Here is a 17,950-nt window from a genome sequence, read left to right on the forward strand (position 1 = left end):
CAACTCGTCCGGGTACTTCTTCGGTGCTGCCATGACTCTCATCCTCCGTGAGTTGAGAGCCTCCACCGAACCCGGGGCGCTTCACACCGCCACCACCGCGACGACCACCAAGCCCCACAAGGCAGGCAAGGCCACGAGGCTCACGAAGCCCGACACGACGGTCAAGGCCACCGACCCCGAGCGGGTCCACCCCGGCGGCGTCCCGCGCATCCTCAACGTGGTCCCGTCCACCGGCACCGAGACCGACTGGAGCGCCGACGACGCGCTCGAGGCCGGCCTCCTCACCGCCGTCCGCCGCCCCGACGCCGTCGATCTGCGCCAAGACTGGTGGACCGTCGGCGACCAGGGCTCCACCGGCTCGTGCGTCGGCTGGGCCACGGCGGACGGCGTCGGGCGCTACCTCATGGTCACCGGCGGACGCCTCGCCTCCGACCAGCGCCTCTCGCCCCGGTTCATCTGGATGTCCTCGAAGGAGACGGACGAGTTCGACTCCCGTCCGACGTCCTTCGTCGAGGGCTCGGGCACCTCGCTCAAGTCCGCGATGGACGTGGCGCGCAAGTTCGGCTTCGCGCTCGAGACCGATCTCCCCTTCGCCATCGCCACGACCATGTACCTCGGTCAGGAGAACGCGTTCTACGCGGCCGCGGCGCAGCGCCGGGTCAGCTACGTCAACCTCGACCGCGACCTGGAGAAGTGGAAGGACTGGCTGCACCAGAACGGCCCGATCCTCGCCGGGCTCTCCGTGGACGAGAACTGGATGCGCCTGGGCGCCCGCGGCAAGCTCGACGCCTACGCCGGCTCCCACATCTACGGCGGGCACGCGGTGTGCATCGTCGGGTACCGCAAGGACGGCACGTTCGTCGTGCGCAACTCCTGGGGCACCGGCTGGGGCGCGCACGGCTTCGCCTACGTCACCCCGGCCTACCTCGAGGCGGCGTTCTACCCCGAGAGCTACGGCGCGAAGCTCTCCTAGCCGCACGACGGCGAGCCCGCCATCGCGAAGCCACTCACCTCCGCGGTGCGTCCGTCTCCTCCCCCGCGCGGCCGCCCCGGCCTCCGCCGCGCGGGGGAGGTCCCGCCCGCCGTCGGCTGGCTAGGTTGGGCTCGTGCCCACCGTCGACGCCCACGCCGCGCAGGCGGGGCCTGACGTGCGCAGCCCGGCCCCGACCCCGCCGCCCGCACGCCCGCGTCCCGCGACCGATCCCCCACCCGCCGCCGACCCGGAGTCAGCGGCGTGGCGCCGTCCGCCCGCGTCGCCCGAGGAGCGCCACAGCGACGCCCTCGCCGCGGGCCTGCTGTGCGCCGTCGGGATCCTCTCGCTCCTGCTCACCCGCACGTACGGGCTGTACGGGCAGGACGCCGCACCGCTCGCGCTCGCGGCCCCCCTCGTGCTGGCAGCGATCGCGCCGCTCGCGGTGCGCCGCCGGTGGCCGAGCGCCGTCGCGGTCGCCGTCGCGGCGGTGTTCATCGCGGCGGGCGAGCTCTCCGTCCCGGAGACCCTCATCCTCAACGTCGCGCTGTTCTGCGCGCTCTACACCGTGGGCGCGTGGGAGCCGGACCGCCGGCGCGCCACCTGGACGCGCGGCGGCATCGTCGCCGTCATGGCCGTGTGGTTGTTCCTCTCGTTCTTCCGGGCCACGACCCAGGACGTGGACCTCGGCCTGCCCGGCAGCGCCCTCGGCGCGCTGACCCCGACCGCGGCGTTCTGGCTCCAGCAGGTGCTCATCAACGTCCTGTACTTCGCCGGCGCATGGTGGTTCGGCAACACCGCGTGGAGCTCCGCGCGGCAGCGCGCCCTCATCGAGCACCGCACCGAGCAGCTCGCGCAGGCGCAGGCCCGCGCGGCCCGTCAGGCCGTCACGATCGAACGGCTCCGGATCGCGCGCGAGCTGCACGACGCCGTCGCCCACCACGTCTCCCTCATGGGCGTCCAGGCCGCGGCGGCGCGTGCCCTGCTCCCCCGCGACGCCCCGGCGCAGTCGACGCAGGCCTCCAGAGACCAGCTCACGGCGCTCGAGGACTCCGCACGCTCCGCCGTCGCCGAGCTCTACCAGCTGCTCGGGACCCTGCGGGACGAGGAGGCCGAGCACGACGCCGCGGGCGACTCCGCCTCCGCCTCCCTCTCCCTGGCCGACCTCGCCCCGCTCGTCGCCGACGCCGAGGCCGCCGGCCTGCACGTGTCCGTGACCGAGGTCGGCGAGCCACGCCCGCTGCCGCCGCTCGTCGGTCTCAACCTCTTCCGCATCGCGCAGGAGTCGCTCACGAACGTCGCCAAGCACGCCGGCCCCGGCACCCGGACGCGGATCGCGGTGCGCTACCTGCCCGGCGCGGTCGAGCTCGAGGTCAGCGACGACGGCCGCGGCCGCCCCGGTCCCCCGCCCGCCGGCGGCGGGCTCGGCCAGCGCGGCATGCGCGAACGCGTCGCCAGCATGCGCGGCGAGCTCCTCGCCGAGCCGCGCTCGGGCTCGGGCTACGTCGTGCGCGCCCGCGTCCCGCTCGAGGGGAGCCGGCCGTGACCACCCCCGCGACGCACGACGGCGAGCCCACCCCCCGCGATCGCGTCACCGTGGTCCTCGTCGACGACCACGCGCTCATGCGCGAGGGCATCCGCACGATCCTGCAGGCGCAGGGCGACCTCGACGTCGTGGGGCAGGCCGGCACCGGCGAGGAGGCCCTCGCGGTGGTGCGCCGCACCCGCCCCGACGTCGTCTGCATGGACGTGGAGATGCCCGGCATGGGCGGGCTCGAGGCGACCCGACGACTCGTCGCCGACCCCGACGTCGACGCCCGCATCCTCGTCCTGACCACCTTCGAGCGTGAGGACTACCTGCTCGCGGCCCTTCGGGCCGGGGCGAGCGGCTTCCTGCTCAAGAACTCCCGGCCGGAGCAGCTCGCCGACGGCATCCGCGCGGTCGCGGCGGGCGAGGCGCTGCTGTCCCCGGAGGTCACGCGCGCGGTGATCGAGCGCGCGGTCGCGGCCGAGCGCACGACGGCGAGCGCACCTCGGGAGGTCGGCTCGCCGTCGTCCGCGCTGCCGTCCGCGCTGAGCCCGCAGGCGCTGGTCGTCCCGCTCACCGAGCGCGAGCTCGAGGTGCTGCGCCTCGTGGCGCGCGGGCTGTCGAACGAGGAGATCGCCGCCGAGCTCGTGGTGGGCCGGGCGACGGTCAAGACGCACGTGTCGAACCTGCTCGCCAAGCTCGGGTTGCGCGACCGCGTCCAGGCCGTGGCCTACGCGTTCCGCGCCGGCCTCGCCGACTGACCCGAGCCGCTCACTCCCGCGGCGCGTGCGCCTCGAGGAACTGGTACACCTCGGTCGTGTCGACGCCCGGGAACGACCCGGTCGGCAGTGCCGCGAGCAGGCTCGTCGGCGTGCGCGCCGAGGGCCAGGCCGCGTCGCGCCAGCGGCGCTCGAGCTGCTCGGGCGGTCGGCGGCAGCACGCCTCGTCGGGGCAGCGCGACTTCGTCCGGTGCGGCGTCTCACGGCCGCGGAACCACTTGACCTGGTCGAACGGCACCCCGACCGAGACCGAGTACTCCCCCTCCTTGGCCTTCTCCACCCGCGAGGTGCACCAGTAGGTGCCGGTCGGGGTGTCGGTGTACTGGTACCAGGGGCTGTACCGGTCGTCGACGTCGAACACCGTGCGCGCCGTCCAGAACCGGCACACCGTGGTGCCCTCGATCGCGCCGAGCGCGTCCGAGGGGAACCGGACGGCGTCGTTCTCGTACGCCTTGATGATCGTGCCGGACTCGTGGACCTTCATGAAGTGCACCGGGATGCCCAGGTGCGAGGTCGCGAGGTTGGTGAACCGGTGCGCGGCGGTCTCGTACGACACGGCGAAGTGGTCGCGCAGCTCCTCCATCGAGATGCGCCGCGCCGCCTTGGCCTCCGTGAGGTACCGCACCGTGACCGTCTCCGGCAGCAGGATCGCGGCCGTGAGGTAGTTCGTCTGGATGCGCTGGCGCAGGAACTCCGGGTAGTCGGCCGGCTCGGCGTGCTCGAGGATCCGGCTCGCGAGCGCCTGCAGGATCGGCGAGCGCGAGTCGCGCGCCGGCGAGTTCTCGGTCGGCAGGTAGATCCGCCCGTGCTCGCGGTCGGTCACCGACCGGGTGGAGTGCGGCAGGTCGCTCACGTAGTGCAGCGAGTAGCCGAGGTGGTGGGCGATGTCCGCGACGAGCTGGTGCGAGACGGGTCCTCCGGTGTGCCCCACGGCGTCGAGCAGCTCGCCCGCCACGCGCTCGAGGTCGGCGAAGTAGTTGCCCCGCTCGCGCATCTCCGCGCGCAGCACGGCGTTCGCGCGGCGCGCCTCCTCGGGCGTCGCCGCGCGCTCGGAGTGCAGGTGCACGATCTCGCGGTGCAGGGCGAGCATCGCGCGCAGCACCTCGTCGCTCGTGCCCTTGCCCACGCGGAACGGCCGCACCCCGAGCGCCGCGAACACGCCGCCGCGCTGCGCGCGCTCGACCTCGATCTCCAGGCGCGCCCGGGCGTTGGGGGCCTGGGGCTTCATGAGGTCGTCGACCGTGGTGCCGAGCGCCTGCGCGATGGACCGGAGCATCGAGAGCTTGGGCTCGCGGTGTCCGTTCTCGATCGCGGACAGCTGCGACGGCGCGCGGTCGACCGCCTCCGCGAGCTGGCTCAGCGTGAGACCGGCGCGGGTGCGCCGGTCCCGGATCCGAGCGCCGATCGTGAGGGCGTCGACGTCGTCGGGATCGGTGGCCGACGGCGAGGGCAGCGGACGCGGCAGGCCCGCCCGGGGGTTGGTGGCGGCGGGCGGGCGGCCCGAGCCGGTGCGTGCCGGCGCGGCTGTCGTCGCCGTCTGCGGCCGGGAAACTCTCGCGATCCTGCGGTCCACGGTGACCATGACTCGAGGATCACACGGGCCCCGGTTCCCGTCCAGCCGAAGAACCACGATTCTTCCCGCCGCCCGACCGCCTCGAGGCGCGCTTCGCCGTCGGGTGCGACGGAGGGCCGAGCAGGACCACGCTTCTTCGTCTCGCGAGAACCACGTCGAACCTTCCCCACCGCCCCCCGGGCGTGACAGGCGTCACACGCTCGAGGCTGGAGCTCCCACCGATGAAGGAGGAGCCATGAGCACGAACCACCCCGGCGACCAGTCCCAGACCGCGGCCGAGCTCGAGCTGGAGTGGCGCGCCGACGCCCGCTGGGAGGGCATCCGCCGCGACTACACCGCGCAGGACGTCGTCGACCTGCGCGGGCCGGTCCGCGAGGAGCGCACGCTGGCGCGCCGCGGCGCCGAACGGCTCTGGCGGCAGCTGCGCCGCAACTCCGGCCAGGCGGCCTCCCCCATGGCCGAGCCGACCTGGACGGCCGCGCTCGGCGCGCTCACCGGCAACCAGGCGGTGCAGCAGGTCCGGGCCGGCCTGCAGGCGATCTACCTCTCCGGCTGGCAGGTCGCCGCCGATGCCAACCTGTCCGGCCAGACCTACCCCGACCAGTCCCTGTACCCCGCGAACTCGGTGCCCGCCGTCGTGCGCCGGATCAACAACGCGCTGCTGCGGGCCGGCCAGATCGAGGGCACCGACGGCGACGTCGCCGACTGGATGGCGCCGATCGTCGCCGACGCCGAGGCCGGCTTCGGCGGCCCGCTGAACGCCTACGAGCTCATGCACCAGATGATCGAGGCGGGCGCCGCGGGCGTGCACTTCGAGGACCAGCTCGCGAGCGAGAAGAAGTGCGGTCACATGGGCGGCAAGGTCCTCGTGCCGACGTCGCAGCACGTGCGCACGCTGAACGCGGCGCGCCTCGCGGCCGACGTCGCCGGCGTGCCAACCATCGTCATCGCTCGCACCGACGCGCTCGCCGCGACCCTGATCACGTCCGACCACGACGAGCGCGACGCGCCCTTCGTCACGGGCGAGCGCACGGCCGAGGGCTTCTACAAGGTGCGCAACGGGCTGGAGCCGGTGATCGCGCGCGGGCTCGCCTACGCCGAGTACGCCGACCTCATCTGGGTCGAGACCGGAACGCCCGACCTCGACGCCGCGCGCCAGTTCGCCGAGGCCATCCAGGCCCGCTTCCCGGGCAAGCAGATGGCGTACAACTGCTCGCCGTCGTTCAACTGGCGCGCGCACCTGGACGACGCGACGATCGCGCGGTTCCAGCGCGAGCTCGCCGCGATGGGCTACGCGTTCCAGTTCATCACCCTCGCGGGCTTCCACGCGCTCAACCACTCGATGTTCGAGCTCGCCCGCGGCTACCGGGACCGCCAGATGTCGGCGTACGTCGAGCTGCAGGAGGCCGAGTTCGCCTCCGAGCCCTTCGGCTACACGGCCACGCGCCACCAGCGCGAGGTCGGCACGGGCTACTTCGACGCGATCGCGACGGCGCTCAACCCCGCCAGCGCCACGCTCGCGCTCGTCGGCTCGACCGAGGAGGAGCAGTTCCAGCACTGACCCGCACGGGACATCTCCTCCCTGCCACCTCTGCCACCTCTGCCACCTCTGCCACCTCCGACACCACTGCCACCACACCGCGAAGGACACCCACCATGACCACGACGATGACCCGCTCGGGCCCCGGCCCTGCGTCGGCAACCCGCCCGACGGCAAGCCCGACGACCCGCGCCGTCCCGCCGGAGTGCGAGGGCCTCACCCCGCCGGACGCGGACACCTACCGCGACCGGATCGAGATCGCCGGCGAGCTCGGCGAGCGCTACGAGGAGATCCTCACCCCGGCGGCGCTGGACTTCCTCGCCCTGCTGCACGCGCGGTTCGCCTACCGCCGGTGCGAGGTGCTCGGCGCCCGGCAGGCCCGGCGCGCCAAGATCGCCGGCGGCGCCAACCCGCACTTCGACCCCGCCACCGAGCACATCCGCACGGACCCGACGTGGCGCGTCGCGCCGCCCGCGCCCGGCCTGGTGGACCGCCGCGTGGAGATCACGGGCCCGACCGACCGGAAGATGGCCATCAACGCCCTCAACTCCGGCGCGAAGGTCTGGCTCGCGGACCAGGAGGACGCGACCAGCCCCACGTGGTCGGGCGTCGTCGAGGGTCAGCTCACGCTGCGCGACTTCCTGCGGGGCGACCTCGAGTACACCTCGCCCGAGGGCAAGGAGTACCGCGTCACCGTGCCGGCGGAGCAGACGCCCACGATCGTCATGCGGCCCCGCGGCTGGCACCTGGTCGAGAAGCACCTCGTCCACCTCGACGCGGACGGCGTGCGCCGCCCGGCCTCGGGCTCGCTCGTCGACTTCGGCCTGTACGCCTTCCACAACGCCCGCGCTCTCGTCGACGCCGGCCGCGGACCGTACTTCTACCTGCCCAAGCTCGAGTCCCCGGCCGAGGCGCGGCTGTGGAACGACGTCTTTGTCCTCGCGCAGGAGGAGCTCGGGCTGCCACGCGGCACGATCCGCGCCACGGTGCTCATCGAGACGATCCATGCCGCGTTCTGCATGGAGGAGATCCTCTACGAGCTGCGCGAGCACTGCTCGGGGCTCAACGCGGGGCGCTGGGACTACCTGTTCTCCATCATCAAGACCTTCCGCGACCGCGGTGGCCGGTGGATCCTGCCCGACCGGTCCGCCCTCACCATGACCGTGCCCTTCATGCGGGCCTACACCGAGCTGCTCGTGCAGACGTGCCACAAGCGCGGCGCGATGGCGATCGGCGGCATGAGCGCCTTCATCCCCAACCGGCGCGACCCCGAGGCGACCGCCCGCGCACTGGCCGCCGTCGCCGCGGACAAGCGGCGCGAGGCCGGCGACGGCTTCGACGGCACCTGGGTGGCGCACCCGGACCTCATCGAGACGGCGCGCGCCGAGCTCGACGCGGTGCTCGGCGACCGGCCCAACCAGCTGGACCGGCAGCGCCCCGACGTCCACGTGGGCGCGAGCGACCTGCTCTCCCTCGACTGCCCCGGCGCCATCACGGACGCGGGCGTGCGGGCGAACACCTCGGTCGCGCTGCGCTACCTGGCCGCCTGGCTGGGCGGGCTGGGCGCCGTCGCCATCGACGGGCTGATGGAGGACGCGGCCACCGCCGAGATCTCCCGCTCCCAGCTGTGGCAGTGGCGCACCCAGGGGTGCACGACGGCGGAGGGCACCCTGGTCGACGACGCGCACCTGGACGCGGTGCTCGACGACGTGCTCGCCGCTCTGCCGCGCACCGACGGCGACCGCCTGGACGACGCCGCGCGGCTGATGCGCGAGCTCGTCCACGCGGAGGACTTCCCGTCCTTCCTCACGCTGCCGGCGTACTCGCGCTACCTCGCCTGAGCCGGCGCGTTCACGCACGCGCTGCACCGATCCGCCGCGTGGCCGAGAGAAGATCTCGGCCACGCGGCGGATCCGCACCCGGGGGCGCCTGCGTAGCGTCGAGGCATGCTCCAGATCAGCGAGGTCACCAAGTCCTTCGGTCAACGGCGCGTCCTCACCGATGTGTCCTTCGACGTCGCCCGCGGCCGGCTCACGGGCTTCGTCGGCGGCAACGGCGCCGGCAAGACCACCACGATGCGGATCGTGCTGGGGGTGCTGCACGCCGACTCCGGCACGGTCTCGCTCGACGGTCACGCGATCGGGGGCGAGGACCTGCGCGGCGTCGGGTACATGCCCGAGGAGCGCGGCCTCTACCCGAAGATGACGGTGCTGGACCAGCTCGTCTACCTCGCGCGCCTGCACGGCATCGACAAGGCCGGCGCCACCCGCCGCGCCGACGCCCTGCTGGACCGCCTCGGCCTCGCCGAGCGCCGCAAGGACGCGCTGGAGTCGCTCTCCCTCGGCAACCAGCAGCGCGTCCAGATCGCGGCCGCGCTCGTGCACGACCCGGACGTGCTCATCCTCGACGAGCCGTTCTCCGGCCTCGACCCGCTGGCCGTCGACGAGGTCGTGACCGTGGTCGCCGAGCACGCCGCCCGCGGCATCCCCGTGCTGTTCTCCTCCCACCAGCTCGACGTCGTCGAGCGCCTGTGCGACGACGTCGTCGTGATCGCGGGCGGGGCGATCCGCGCTCGCGGCACCCGCGAGGAGCTGCGCGAGCGGTACGCCGGGGACCGCTGGCGGATGACCGCGACGACCGACGCCGGCTGGGTGCGCACCGTGCCTGGCGTCCGCGTCGAGGAGCTCGCCGGCGTTGCCGTGACCTTCGGCGCACCCGAGGCGGCGGCGCAGGAGGTCCTGCGCGGCGCCGTCGAGCGCGGGGGTGTCACCGCCTTCGCCCCCGTGCGACCCACGCTCGGGGAGATCTTCCGCGACGTCGTCGTGGACCACGCCCGCAGCGAGAAGGAGACGGCAGCATGAGCACCCAGGTCAGCACGAACCGGCAGAGCGCGCCCCGCGGATCGACGACGCCGACCGACCAGGGCCGGCCCGAGCGCCCGCGTCCGCTCACGACCGCGCAGGCGACGACGCTCGTCGCCGAGCGCGAGATCCTCACGCAGGTGCGCTCGAGGTCCTTCATCATCTCCACGCTCATCACGGTGGTGCTCATCTTCGGTGGGATCGTGGCGGCCCAGCTCGTCGGCGGCTCCGGCTTCGGCGGCGGGGACACCCCGAGCGTCGCGGTGGTCGACGGCGTGCCCACCGACGCGTACGAGGCCGCGGCCGACGCGGGCGCTCTCACTCCCCAGGACGTGCCCGACCGCGCGGCAGCCGAGGAGCTCCTGCGCGACGGCGACGTCGACGCAGCGCTCGTGCCCTCGGCCCAGGCGCCCGGCGGCTTCGTGGTCCTCGGGCTGGACTCCGAGCCGGGCTCGGTCGTCACCGCGCTCACGGTGGCGCCGCAGGTCGAGCTGCTCGAGCCGCAGACCACCTCGGACGGCCTGCGCTACCTCGTGGCGCTGGCGTTCGGGCTCGTGTTCATGATCTCCGCGCTCGGCTCGGGCTCGATGATCATGCAGAACACGATCACGGAGAAGCAGTCCCGGATCGTCGAGATCCTGCTCGCCGCCGTGCCGGCCCGCGCGCTGCTGGCGGGCAAGATCCTGGGCAACTCCGTGATCGGGGTCGGCAACGCCGTCGTGATGGCGGCCGCCGCCGCGCTCGGGCTCGTCGTCACCGGTCAGACCGAGCTGCTGGACATGCTCACCGCGCCGATGGTCTGGTTCGTCGTGTTCTTCGTCTTCGGGTTCGTGCTGGTCGCGAGCATCTTCGCGGCGGGCGCCTCGCTCGTCTCGCGCCAGGAGGACGCCGGCTCGGTGATGACCCCGGCGATGATGCTCATCATGATCCCGTACTTCGGGGTCGCCTTCTTCGGTACCAACGCCACGGTGATGACCGTGCTCAGCTACGTCCCGTTCAGCGCCCCGGTGGCGATGCCGACCCGGCTGTTCTTCGGCGATGCCGTGTGGTGGGAGCCCCTGGCCTCCCTCGCGATTCTCGTGCTGTGCACGCTCGCCGTGGTCGCCGTCGCCGCGAGGATCTACACCGGGTCGCTGCTGCGGACCGGCGCGCGGGTCAAGGTGCGCGACGCCCTGCGCGGGGAGTGAGCCGGAGCGGACCGGAGGTGGCCGGGCGACTCAGCGCAGGAGGAGCCCGGCCACCCAGGCCGTCGCCACGATCAGCGAGGCGGCGAGCTCGACGAGGATCGTGAGGCCGCTGGCCTTCATGGACGCCACCGTCGAGCGCCACGCTGCGGCGTGCTGGCGCCGCCGGACCCGCTCGGCGAGGTACACACCGAGCGGGAAGCCGATGAACACCCCGACCACCGGGATGACGAAGAAGCCGACGACGCCGATAACTGCGCCGATCAGCGTCGAGGAGCTCGGCACCCCCTGGCGCTGCAGGTAGCGTCCCGCGACGACGAGCTTGACCACCATCGCCACGAGCGTGAGCACGACGGCGAGCACCGCCACGGTCCACCCGACCCGCCCACCCGTGACCACGCCCCAGACGGCGACGGCGCCGCCGACCATCGTGGCGCCGGGCAGCACCTGGACGACGACGCCCACCAGGCCGACGAGGATGACGATCCCGACGAGGACGTCACCCCAGACCGGCACCGTCAGCCCTCAGCTCTCACCCGACCACAGCACCGCGAGGAACACGTTGACGACGATGAGCCCGGCCATCCCGCCGAGCCAGCCCTTCGTCACGCGCTCGGGCTGGTTCTTCCCGACGATGCCGAGGGCGAGGACGACCACGGCGATCACGAGCTTGATCCCGAGCTTGACGTAGTTGAGGTCCCAGCCCTGGGCGCCGCCGATGCCCGTCACCGCGAGGCCCGTGGCCAGCGCGAGGTACAGCCCGTGCAGCACACCGCTCAGGATGCGCGGCTGCTTCATGGTGGCGAGGAGGGCGCCGAGGGAGATGGCCCAGCCGATCAGGTGGAGGGCGATGAGGATGCCGACGAGCACGTGCATGGCTCGACCCTAACCGTCACAGCAGCCGCCGCTGCGCCGCCCACCGGGTGAGCTCGTGCCGCGAGGAGAGCTGCAGCTTGCGCAGCACCGCCGAGACGTGCGTCTCGACCGTCTTGATCGAGATGAACAGCTCCCCCGCCACCTCGCGGTAGGACCGCCCGCGCGCGATGAGCCGCATCACCTCGCGCTCGCGGGCGGTGAGGCGGTCGAGCTCGTGGTCGTCGACGGCCTCCTGCGCGCCCGCCCCGGTCGCGCCGAACGCGTCGAGCACGAAGCCCGCCAGGCGGGGAGAGAACACGGCGTCGCCGCCGGCCACCCGCACCACGGCGTCCGAGAGCGCCTCGGGGCTGATCGACTTCGTGACGTAGCCGCGTGCGCCGGCCCGGATGACGGCGACGACGTCCTCTGCCGCGTCGGACACGGACAGCGCGAGCATCCGCACGCGCGGCTCGGTGCGCACGAGGTCGGCGCAGGCCCGCGCCACCTCGGCCCCGCCCCCGCCGTCGCCGCCGGGCAGGTGCACGTCGAGGAGCACGACGGCGGGCCGCGCCTCGTGCACGACGCGCACCGCAGTCGGCACGTCGGCCGCCTCGCCGACCACCCGCACGCGCGAGTCCAGGCTCGCGCGTACCCCGGTGCGGAACATGTCGTGGTCGTCCACGAGCACGACGGTGACGGGCAGCGCCAGCCCGACCGGCCCGTCCGGTCCTGGTGCTGATCCTGGTCCTGGGGCCGTGCTCACGTCTCCTCCTGGTGCTGGGCTGGGGTGAGGTACAGGCGAACCTCCGTGCCGCCGTCGGGCACGCGCGTCACGCTCGCCTCGCCGCCGCGGCGGTGGAGTCGACCGAGGATCGACTCGCGGACGCCGAACCGGTCGGTCGGGACGTCGTCGAGCGCGAACCCCGCGCCGTGGTCGCGCACGAACACCTCGACGGCGCGCGGTGAGGCCTCGAGGTAGAGCGAGACGGGCGGGGCGCCGTGCGCGACGGCGTTGAGCAGGGCCTCACGCGTCGCGGCGAGCAGCGCGGTGGCCGCGTCCTCGGGGAGGTCGTCGGGGGCGACGTCGCCGACGACGACGGTCTCGATCTCGGGCGCGGTGCCGTCGGGGAAGGTCCGGGTGTCCTCGATGACGGCCACGACCTCGGCGATCGCGGCCGCCAGGGAGGTGGCGGCGGGGGCGCGGTCGTCGTAGAGCCAGGCGCGCAGGTCGCGCTCCTGGGCGCGCGCCAGCCGGACCACCTCGGGCTCGGTGGACCGGGCCTTGATGAGGGCGAGGGTCTGCAGCACGGAGTCGTGCAGGTGCGCGGCGATGTCGGCGCGCTCGGACTCGCGCTCGCGCTCGGCGCGCGCGTCGCCGAGCTCGCGGACCAGGCGCAGCCACCACGGCGCGAGCACGAGGCCGACGCCGCACAGCACCGCGACGGCCGCGAGCGCCGACTGCACGATGACGGCCGGGTCGGCGCGCTGGGTGACCAGGAGCACGGCGCCCGTGACCGCGATCGCGGCGCCGCCGACCAGCCGCAGCGTGCGCACGCGCCCGCTCGAGCCGCCGCGCCGCGCGTCGAGCTCGCTCCAGGCGAGCAGCGTGCCCGCCACCAGCAGCAGCACCGGGACGAGCCAGCTCTGGGTGCGGCCCTCGCCCATCCGCGAGGCGAGCAGCAGGGCCGCGACGGCGAGCAGGCCGAGCGCGACGACGACGTCGCTCAGGCGCAGGCCGCGTCGCCCGGGGGTCGCGGTGAGCGGCTTGGCGACGCGACTCCACACCGCGGGGCGCTCGGCGCGGCCGGTGCCCTCGGGAATCGTGACCCACCAGAAGACGTAGGCGAGGACGCCGACCCCGCCCAGCAGCGCGGCGCCGACGAACACCGCGCGCACGATCCGCACGTCGGCGCCGAGGTGCTCGGCGACTCCCGCGGCGACGCCGGCGACCCAGCGACCGCGCGCGGGTCGGCGCAGCGGCGGTCGGGTCGACGCCGGCGCCGCGGGGGCAGGCGTCGGGGCGGTGGTCACCCCTGGATCGTGTCATGCCGACCCACCGCGCGCAGGGGCGCGGGCGTGATCTCCGGTGCGATCCCAGGGTCGGCCTCAGGGACCTCCCCCACCCGCCTCAGGTTGGACGAGCCGTCGCGGCGCCCGGTGGCCCGCGCAGTTCCGGGGCATCCCCGATGGTCGCGCGTCGCTGCGCCCGGCAGGGTGGAGCCATGACCTCCACCGGCCCCTCCCCTGACTCGACCGGCACGTCCGGCGCGACCGGCACTTCCGGCCGTCCCGCCGTGACCGACATCGACTCGTTCTTCGCGTGGGTGCGCAGCCTCGGGGTGACGCGCAGCCAGGAGCGCTGGATCGGCGGCGTCGCCGGCGGGCTCGCCACCCGCTGGAACCTCGACCCGCTCGTGGTCCGGGGCACATTCGCCGCCTCGATCCTGCTCGGCGGCATCGGCTTCCTCGTCTACGGCCTGGCGTGGGCACTGCTGCCCGAGCCCGACGGCCGCATCCACGCCCAGGGCGTCCTGCGCGGGAGCGTCGACCAGGCGGTCTGGGGCATCGCCGCGTTCGTCATCGCGGGGCTCGGCCCGGCGAACTGGTTCGGCCTCGCCGACGGCTGGTTCTGGGGCGTGCTCAAGGGCCTCGGCTGGGCGGCCCTGGCGCTCGGGGTGCTCTGGCTCGTCCAGCAGCACCGTGCCGGGACGCTCGGCACCACCGGCTGCTCGCCTGCCTCCACGCCCACCTCCGCGAGCCCACCGCCCGGCTCGACCACGACCGGGCCGGCGCCGTTCGCGACGGCGAGCTCGCCGTCGGGCACGACGTCCGAGGGCGCACCCGCCGGTGCGACGACGTCGCCGACCTGGGGCTCGCCCGAGCCGCCGGTCCCCGTGGCCGGCGACGTCACGGACGCGCCCGCCCCGGCCTCTGCGCCCGCGCCGGCGCCGGTCCCGGCACCGGCGCCGGGACCGACGACGCAGCCGCACCCGAAGAAGGCGCGCCCCGGCCCCGGCGGCGTCACCGTGGCCCTCGTGCTCGGCGCGGCGGGCCTCACCGCGGCGGCCCTGCTCATCGCCGACCGCACGGGCGCCCTCGACGTCACGCGCGCCGTCGTCATCGGTGCCGTGCTGGCCGTGCTTGGCCTCGGCATCGTGGTCTCGGGCATCCGCGGCCGCCGCGGGGGCGCGCTCAGCACGCTCGCGATCGTCGGCCTCGTCCTCGCCCCCGCGTCGCTGGCCCAGCAGGACGCGCTCGGCGTCGACTGGGACGGTCCCACGTCGTTCTCCTCGACCGAGCTCACGCCCACCTCCCGCGCCGCAGCCGAGGACGGCGTGCGCGTGATCGCCGGGAACGCCGTCGTCGACCTCACCGAGGTCCCGCTCACGGGCGACCCCGTCGTGGTGCCCATCCGGGTGGGCGCGGGCGAGGCCGTCGTGACGATCCCCGAGGACGCCGCCGTCCGTGCCGACGTGTCCATCGGCGCCGGCGAGGTCGTCTGGGACGTCGAGGGAGCCCCGCGCACCGTCGACGACGACGGCGTGGGCCGCACCCTCACCTACCGCACCACCGCAGCCGACGACGGCGAGGCCCAGCTGGTCCTCGACGTGCAGGTCGGCGCGGGTACCGTCACGATCCAGGGAGCCTCCTCATGACCTCGCCCCTCGAGCCCGACGCGGGCGCGGCGCCTGCGACCGCACCGACCCCGCCGACCACGCCGCCGACCACGCCGCCGACCACGCCGCCGACGACTCCGGCCGCACGGCCGGAACGCCCGGCCCGCTCCGTCCCCCGCACGGGCACCGTCCTATGGGGCGTGATCGTCCTCGGACTCGGACTCCTCGTGGTCGCGACCGCGGCCGGATACGCCATCGACCTCCAGCTCGCGGCGATCGTCGGGCTCGTGGTCGCCGGCGTGGCGCTGCTGCTGGCGGCGGTGGTGGGCGCGGCCCGCGGTCGTCGCTAGCCGCCCGCGGTTGCCTTCTCGTCGCCCCTTCTGTGCGAGGGACCTCAGCCGCTACGGTAGGGCACACGGCACGTACCGGTCGGGGGGCCCTGAGTCGTGAGCACCGGAAGGCCCCGCATGTCCGAGGACACCGCTACCCCAGCCACCCGCTCTCGCGCGCGCGTCGCCGCCGTCGTGGTGACCGTGATCGCCGTCGTGATCGCCGGCGGTCTCTGGTTCCGCTCGACGCTGGCCGTGCCGCAGGCGGACGGCGAGGCAGCACCTGGCGTCCTGCGTCTCGATCCGGCGACGTCGGCAGGCGACGACCCGTTCACGGCGTCGGTGGTCAGCCCGGAGCACGACGCCGGGGCGGTGCTCACCGAGGTGATCGTCGCCCGCACCGTGGCGATCACGCAGGACACCGCGACCGACGGCACGACCGGGGCCGCGCAGGTGGCGGCGACGGCGCCCGGTCTGTACGGCGGTTCCGGTCGACTGAGCTCGTGCGAGCCGCAGGCGCTCACGGACTTCCTGGCGGCCGATGCCGCCAAGGCGGCCGCGTGGGCCGGCGTGCTCGGCATCTCGGTCGAGTCGATCCCGGCGTTCGTCGCCGGCCTGACGTCGGTGGTGCTGACGATGGACACCCTGGTCACCAACCACGGGTTCGAGGCGGGCGTCGCCACGGCGCACCCGTCGCTGCTGCAGGCCGGGACGGCGGTCCTGGTGGATGCGCGCGGGCTGCCCGTGGTGCGGTGCGCGTGCGGCAACCCGCTGCTTCCGGCGCAGCTCACGGCGGCGCTGGCCGAGGTCGAGCTGGTCGGGAGCGCGTGGGACGGTCTGGACCTGCAGCGCGTCGTCACGGTCACGCCCGCGGCCGAGGACGTCTCCGCGTTCACCGTCGCGGACCTGTCGTCCGGCGAGCTCGTGGACCTCCCGGTCGGCGCCGGTCTCGCCCCGGACGTGTACGTCGCGACCTCGTCCAACCACGCACAGACCGCCTACGAGCCCGAGCCGTACCGCGGCACTCTGCAGACCAGCCCCGACGGTGTGACCTGGACCGTCGCCCTGGAGACCACACCGATGCTCGACGTCGCCACGGGTGGCGGGCTCGCCGTCGCGGTCGGGCTGGACGCGCAGTCCGGCGGCGCGATCCACACCTCGACCGACGGCGAGACCTGGACGCCGGCCATCGGCGTCGTCGACCCCCTCACCGCCGTGACGTACGGCGACGGCACGTGGATCGCCGTCGGGAACCGGTCCTTCGCCGAGGAGGGCGGTGAGGGTGACGGCTCGAGCGGGGCGATCTACCGCAGCGAGGACGCCGTGACGTGGGAGCGGGTCGCGACCACGGACCCGTACGAGAACAGCGAGCTCGCCGGGTCGGGCGAGATGCTGTACCAGAGCATGACCTCGGTGGCCTACGGGCACGGTCGGTGGATCGCCGGCGCGACCGAGTGTGCGTACCGGACGTGCATGCGGGTGCTGTTCACGAGCGACGACGCCGTGATCTGGACCCGCACGGCCCTCGACGACCGGATCGTGCGCGTCGACCTCGCGCACGACGGCGAGGAGTGGGCTTTCGTGGGCGGCACGGCCAAGCCGGACCCGGCGAACAACGCCGAGATCGACTTCCCGATCGGCGCCGCCGGCACCAGCCCCGACGGCGTCACCTGGTCGGTCGGCGCCACGTCACCGGAGGGACTCGTGCTCACCGGCCTCAACCCCGGGGGCGGCGCGTGGCTCGCCGTCGACGCCTACGTGCCCGCTTCCGCCGACGCGGCCCCACCCGGGGGCGGCGTCCATCGCAGCACCGACCTGCTCACGTGGGAACGGATCGGGACGGCCGACCCGTGGACCACGAGCGTGGCGCTGCTGCGCACCGGCGCGGCTGCGCCAGCGGCCGCTCCCGTCGGCCAGGTTGACGCCGATGCCGATGCCGATGCCGACAGCGTCCGGATCCGCACCGCCGGGCTCGAGCTGCTCGCGGCGGACGGGACGACCGCGCAGACGCTCCCCTTCCAGGAGTCAGCCGCTGCCGCGATCGAGGCGGTCACCGGCCTGCTCGGTGCCTCCTTCAGCGAGCTCACGCCCGGCGACGGCTACTGCTCGGCGGACCGCACCCGTGTGACGTGGGGCGCCCTGTGGCTCACGCACGAGGGCACCGACGCCGCCGCGAGCGGCTGGTGGGTGGGACTCGACAGCGACGTCGCCGGCGTGACCGGGCCCGACGGCGTCACCGTCGGGCAAAGCGTCGCCGACGTCCGCGCCGCCCACCCAGAGGCCCCGAGCGAGTCGTACGGCTACGAGGGGGTGCAGTACGACCTCGTCTACCTCGACGTGACGAGCACCGACGGCGGTACGGAAGACATGGCCGTCGAGGTGGTCGGCGAGGACGGCGTCGTGGTCGGGCTGCGCGCGCCGGTCTACGTCATGGGCGACTGCTGAGCTCACGCCGGCACCCCTCGGCCCGCGAGCCGGGTGCGGCACGGCGGGCGACACGCCGACGGGCGTTCCCGCGGGAACGCCTCGCGACCCTCGGGTGACGTTCCAGCGGGGGCGTCGTCCGCACGGCGCCGCGCGCGACGCACCGCGACCGGTCGAATCGCGCGGGCGTTGTCGGTGGTGGGGCTTACGGTTCGGACATCTGTTGGAGCAGGTGTCTGGATCGGGCGAAGGGGACCACCATGGCGGCGAGGTTCGGTGCTGTGAGGCGG

15 protein-coding genes are annotated in these 17,950 nt (G+C 74.2%); 10 read left to right on the forward strand and 5 right to left on the reverse strand.

Annotated features, from left to right (window positions below):
- The 3 genes from FH969_RS06430 to FH969_RS06440 all read left to right on the forward strand — a co-directional run.
- Window positions 1-973 (forward strand): C1 family peptidase (locus FH969_RS06430; RefSeq protein WP_218975273.1); only part of this gene is annotated, 973 nt, incomplete at its 5' end.
- Window positions 974-1,106: 133 nt separating this feature from the next.
- The gene (locus FH969_RS06435; protein WP_246071740.1) at window positions 1,107-2,516 is read left to right on the forward strand and encodes a sensor histidine kinase; all 1,410 of its coding nucleotides are present in this window, start codon (window positions 1,107-1,109) and stop codon (window positions 2,514-2,516) included.
- A 77-nt stretch (window positions 2,517-2,593) separates the two neighbouring features.
- Complete coding sequence (locus tag FH969_RS06440) at window positions 2,594-3,259, forward strand: response regulator (protein WP_108720201.1); 666 nt, start codon at window positions 2,594-2,596, stop codon at window positions 3,257-3,259.
- Window positions 3,260-3,269: 10 nt separating this feature from the next.
- On the opposite strand, the gene FH969_RS06445 is transcribed toward FH969_RS06440, so the two are convergent.
- Complete coding sequence (locus tag FH969_RS06445; RefSeq protein WP_139986534.1) at window positions 3,270-4,859, reverse strand: helix-turn-helix domain-containing protein; 1,590 nt, start codon at window positions 4,857-4,859, stop codon at window positions 3,270-3,272.
- Between the two features lie 226 nt (window positions 4,860-5,085).
- Between FH969_RS06445 and aceA the strand changes: the two genes are divergently transcribed.
- The 4 genes from aceA (at window position 5,086) to FH969_RS06465 (ending at window position 10,438) form a co-directional block, all read left to right on the forward strand.
- Window positions 5,086-6,411 carry an isocitrate lyase gene (gene aceA / locus FH969_RS06450; protein ID WP_139986535.1) on the forward strand — a complete coding sequence of 442 codons (1,326 nt, stop codon included), beginning with the start codon at window positions 5,086-5,088 and terminating at the stop codon, window positions 6,409-6,411.
- Window positions 6,412-6,506: 95 nt separating this feature from the next.
- The gene (aceB, locus tag FH969_RS06455) at window positions 6,507-8,231 is read left to right on the forward strand and encodes a malate synthase A (RefSeq protein WP_246071741.1); all 1,725 of its coding nucleotides are present in this window, start codon (window positions 6,507-6,509) and stop codon (window positions 8,229-8,231) included.
- Between the two features lie 105 nt (window positions 8,232-8,336).
- Window positions 8,337-9,251 carry an ABC transporter ATP-binding protein gene (locus FH969_RS06460; RefSeq protein ID WP_139986536.1) on the forward strand — a complete coding sequence of 305 codons (915 nt, stop codon included), beginning with the start codon at window positions 8,337-8,339 and terminating at the stop codon, window positions 9,249-9,251.
- A complete protein-coding gene (locus tag FH969_RS06465) occupies window positions 9,248-10,438 on the forward strand; it encodes an ABC transporter permease (RefSeq protein WP_108719273.1) in 1,191 nt (396 codons plus the stop codon). The genes FH969_RS06460 and FH969_RS06465 overlap by 4 nt, the downstream gene beginning before the upstream one ends.
- A 30-nt stretch (window positions 10,439-10,468) precedes the next feature.
- Here FH969_RS06465 and FH969_RS06470 read toward each other — a convergent pair whose 3' ends face one another.
- From FH969_RS06470 to FH969_RS06485, 4 genes are read right to left on the reverse strand one after another with little or no spacing between them, the layout of a single operon-like run.
- A complete protein-coding gene (locus tag FH969_RS06470) occupies window positions 10,469-10,951 on the reverse strand; it encodes a DUF456 domain-containing protein (RefSeq protein ID WP_108719272.1) in 483 nt (160 codons plus the stop codon).
- A 9-nt stretch (window positions 10,952-10,960) separates the two neighbouring features.
- A complete protein-coding gene (locus FH969_RS06475) occupies window positions 10,961-11,311 on the reverse strand; it encodes a hypothetical protein (protein ID WP_108719271.1) in 351 nt (116 codons plus the stop codon).
- A 16-nt stretch (window positions 11,312-11,327) separates the two neighbouring features.
- Window positions 11,328-11,999 carry a response regulator gene (locus tag FH969_RS06480; RefSeq protein WP_139986562.1) on the reverse strand — a complete coding sequence of 224 codons (672 nt, stop codon included), beginning with the start codon at window positions 11,997-11,999 and terminating at the stop codon, window positions 11,328-11,330.
- 50 nt (window positions 12,000-12,049) lie between these two features.
- Window positions 12,050-13,321, reverse strand: coding sequence for an ATP-binding protein (locus FH969_RS06485; RefSeq protein ID WP_139986537.1), 1,272 nt, complete (start codon window positions 13,319-13,321; stop codon window positions 12,050-12,052).
- Between the two features lie 191 nt (window positions 13,322-13,512).
- Between FH969_RS06485 and FH969_RS06490 the strand changes: the two genes are divergently transcribed.
- The 3 genes from FH969_RS06490 to FH969_RS06495 all read left to right on the forward strand — a co-directional run bounded on the left by FH969_RS06490 (window position 13,513) and on the right by FH969_RS06495 (window position 17,681).
- Complete coding sequence (locus FH969_RS06490) at window positions 13,513-14,946, forward strand: PspC domain-containing protein (RefSeq protein WP_139986538.1); 1,434 nt, start codon at window positions 13,513-13,515, stop codon at window positions 14,944-14,946.
- Window positions 14,943-15,257, forward strand: coding sequence for a hypothetical protein (locus FH969_RS15195; protein WP_180359701.1), 315 nt, complete (start codon window positions 14,943-14,945; stop codon window positions 15,255-15,257). Before FH969_RS06490 ends, FH969_RS15195 begins: the two co-directional genes overlap by 4 nt.
- 117 nt (window positions 15,258-15,374) lie before the next feature.
- Window positions 15,375-17,681 carry a DUF6777 domain-containing protein gene (locus FH969_RS06495; RefSeq protein ID WP_139986539.1) on the forward strand — a complete coding sequence of 769 codons (2,307 nt, stop codon included), beginning with the start codon at window positions 15,375-15,377 and terminating at the stop codon, window positions 17,679-17,681.
- The last annotated feature ends 269 nt before the right edge of the window (window positions 17,682-17,950 follow it).

It is taken from the genome of Miniimonas arenae (assembly GCF_006351005.1).
In the GTDB taxonomy this organism is placed as follows: domain Bacteria; phylum Actinomycetota; class Actinomycetes; order Actinomycetales; family Beutenbergiaceae; genus Miniimonas; species Miniimonas arenae.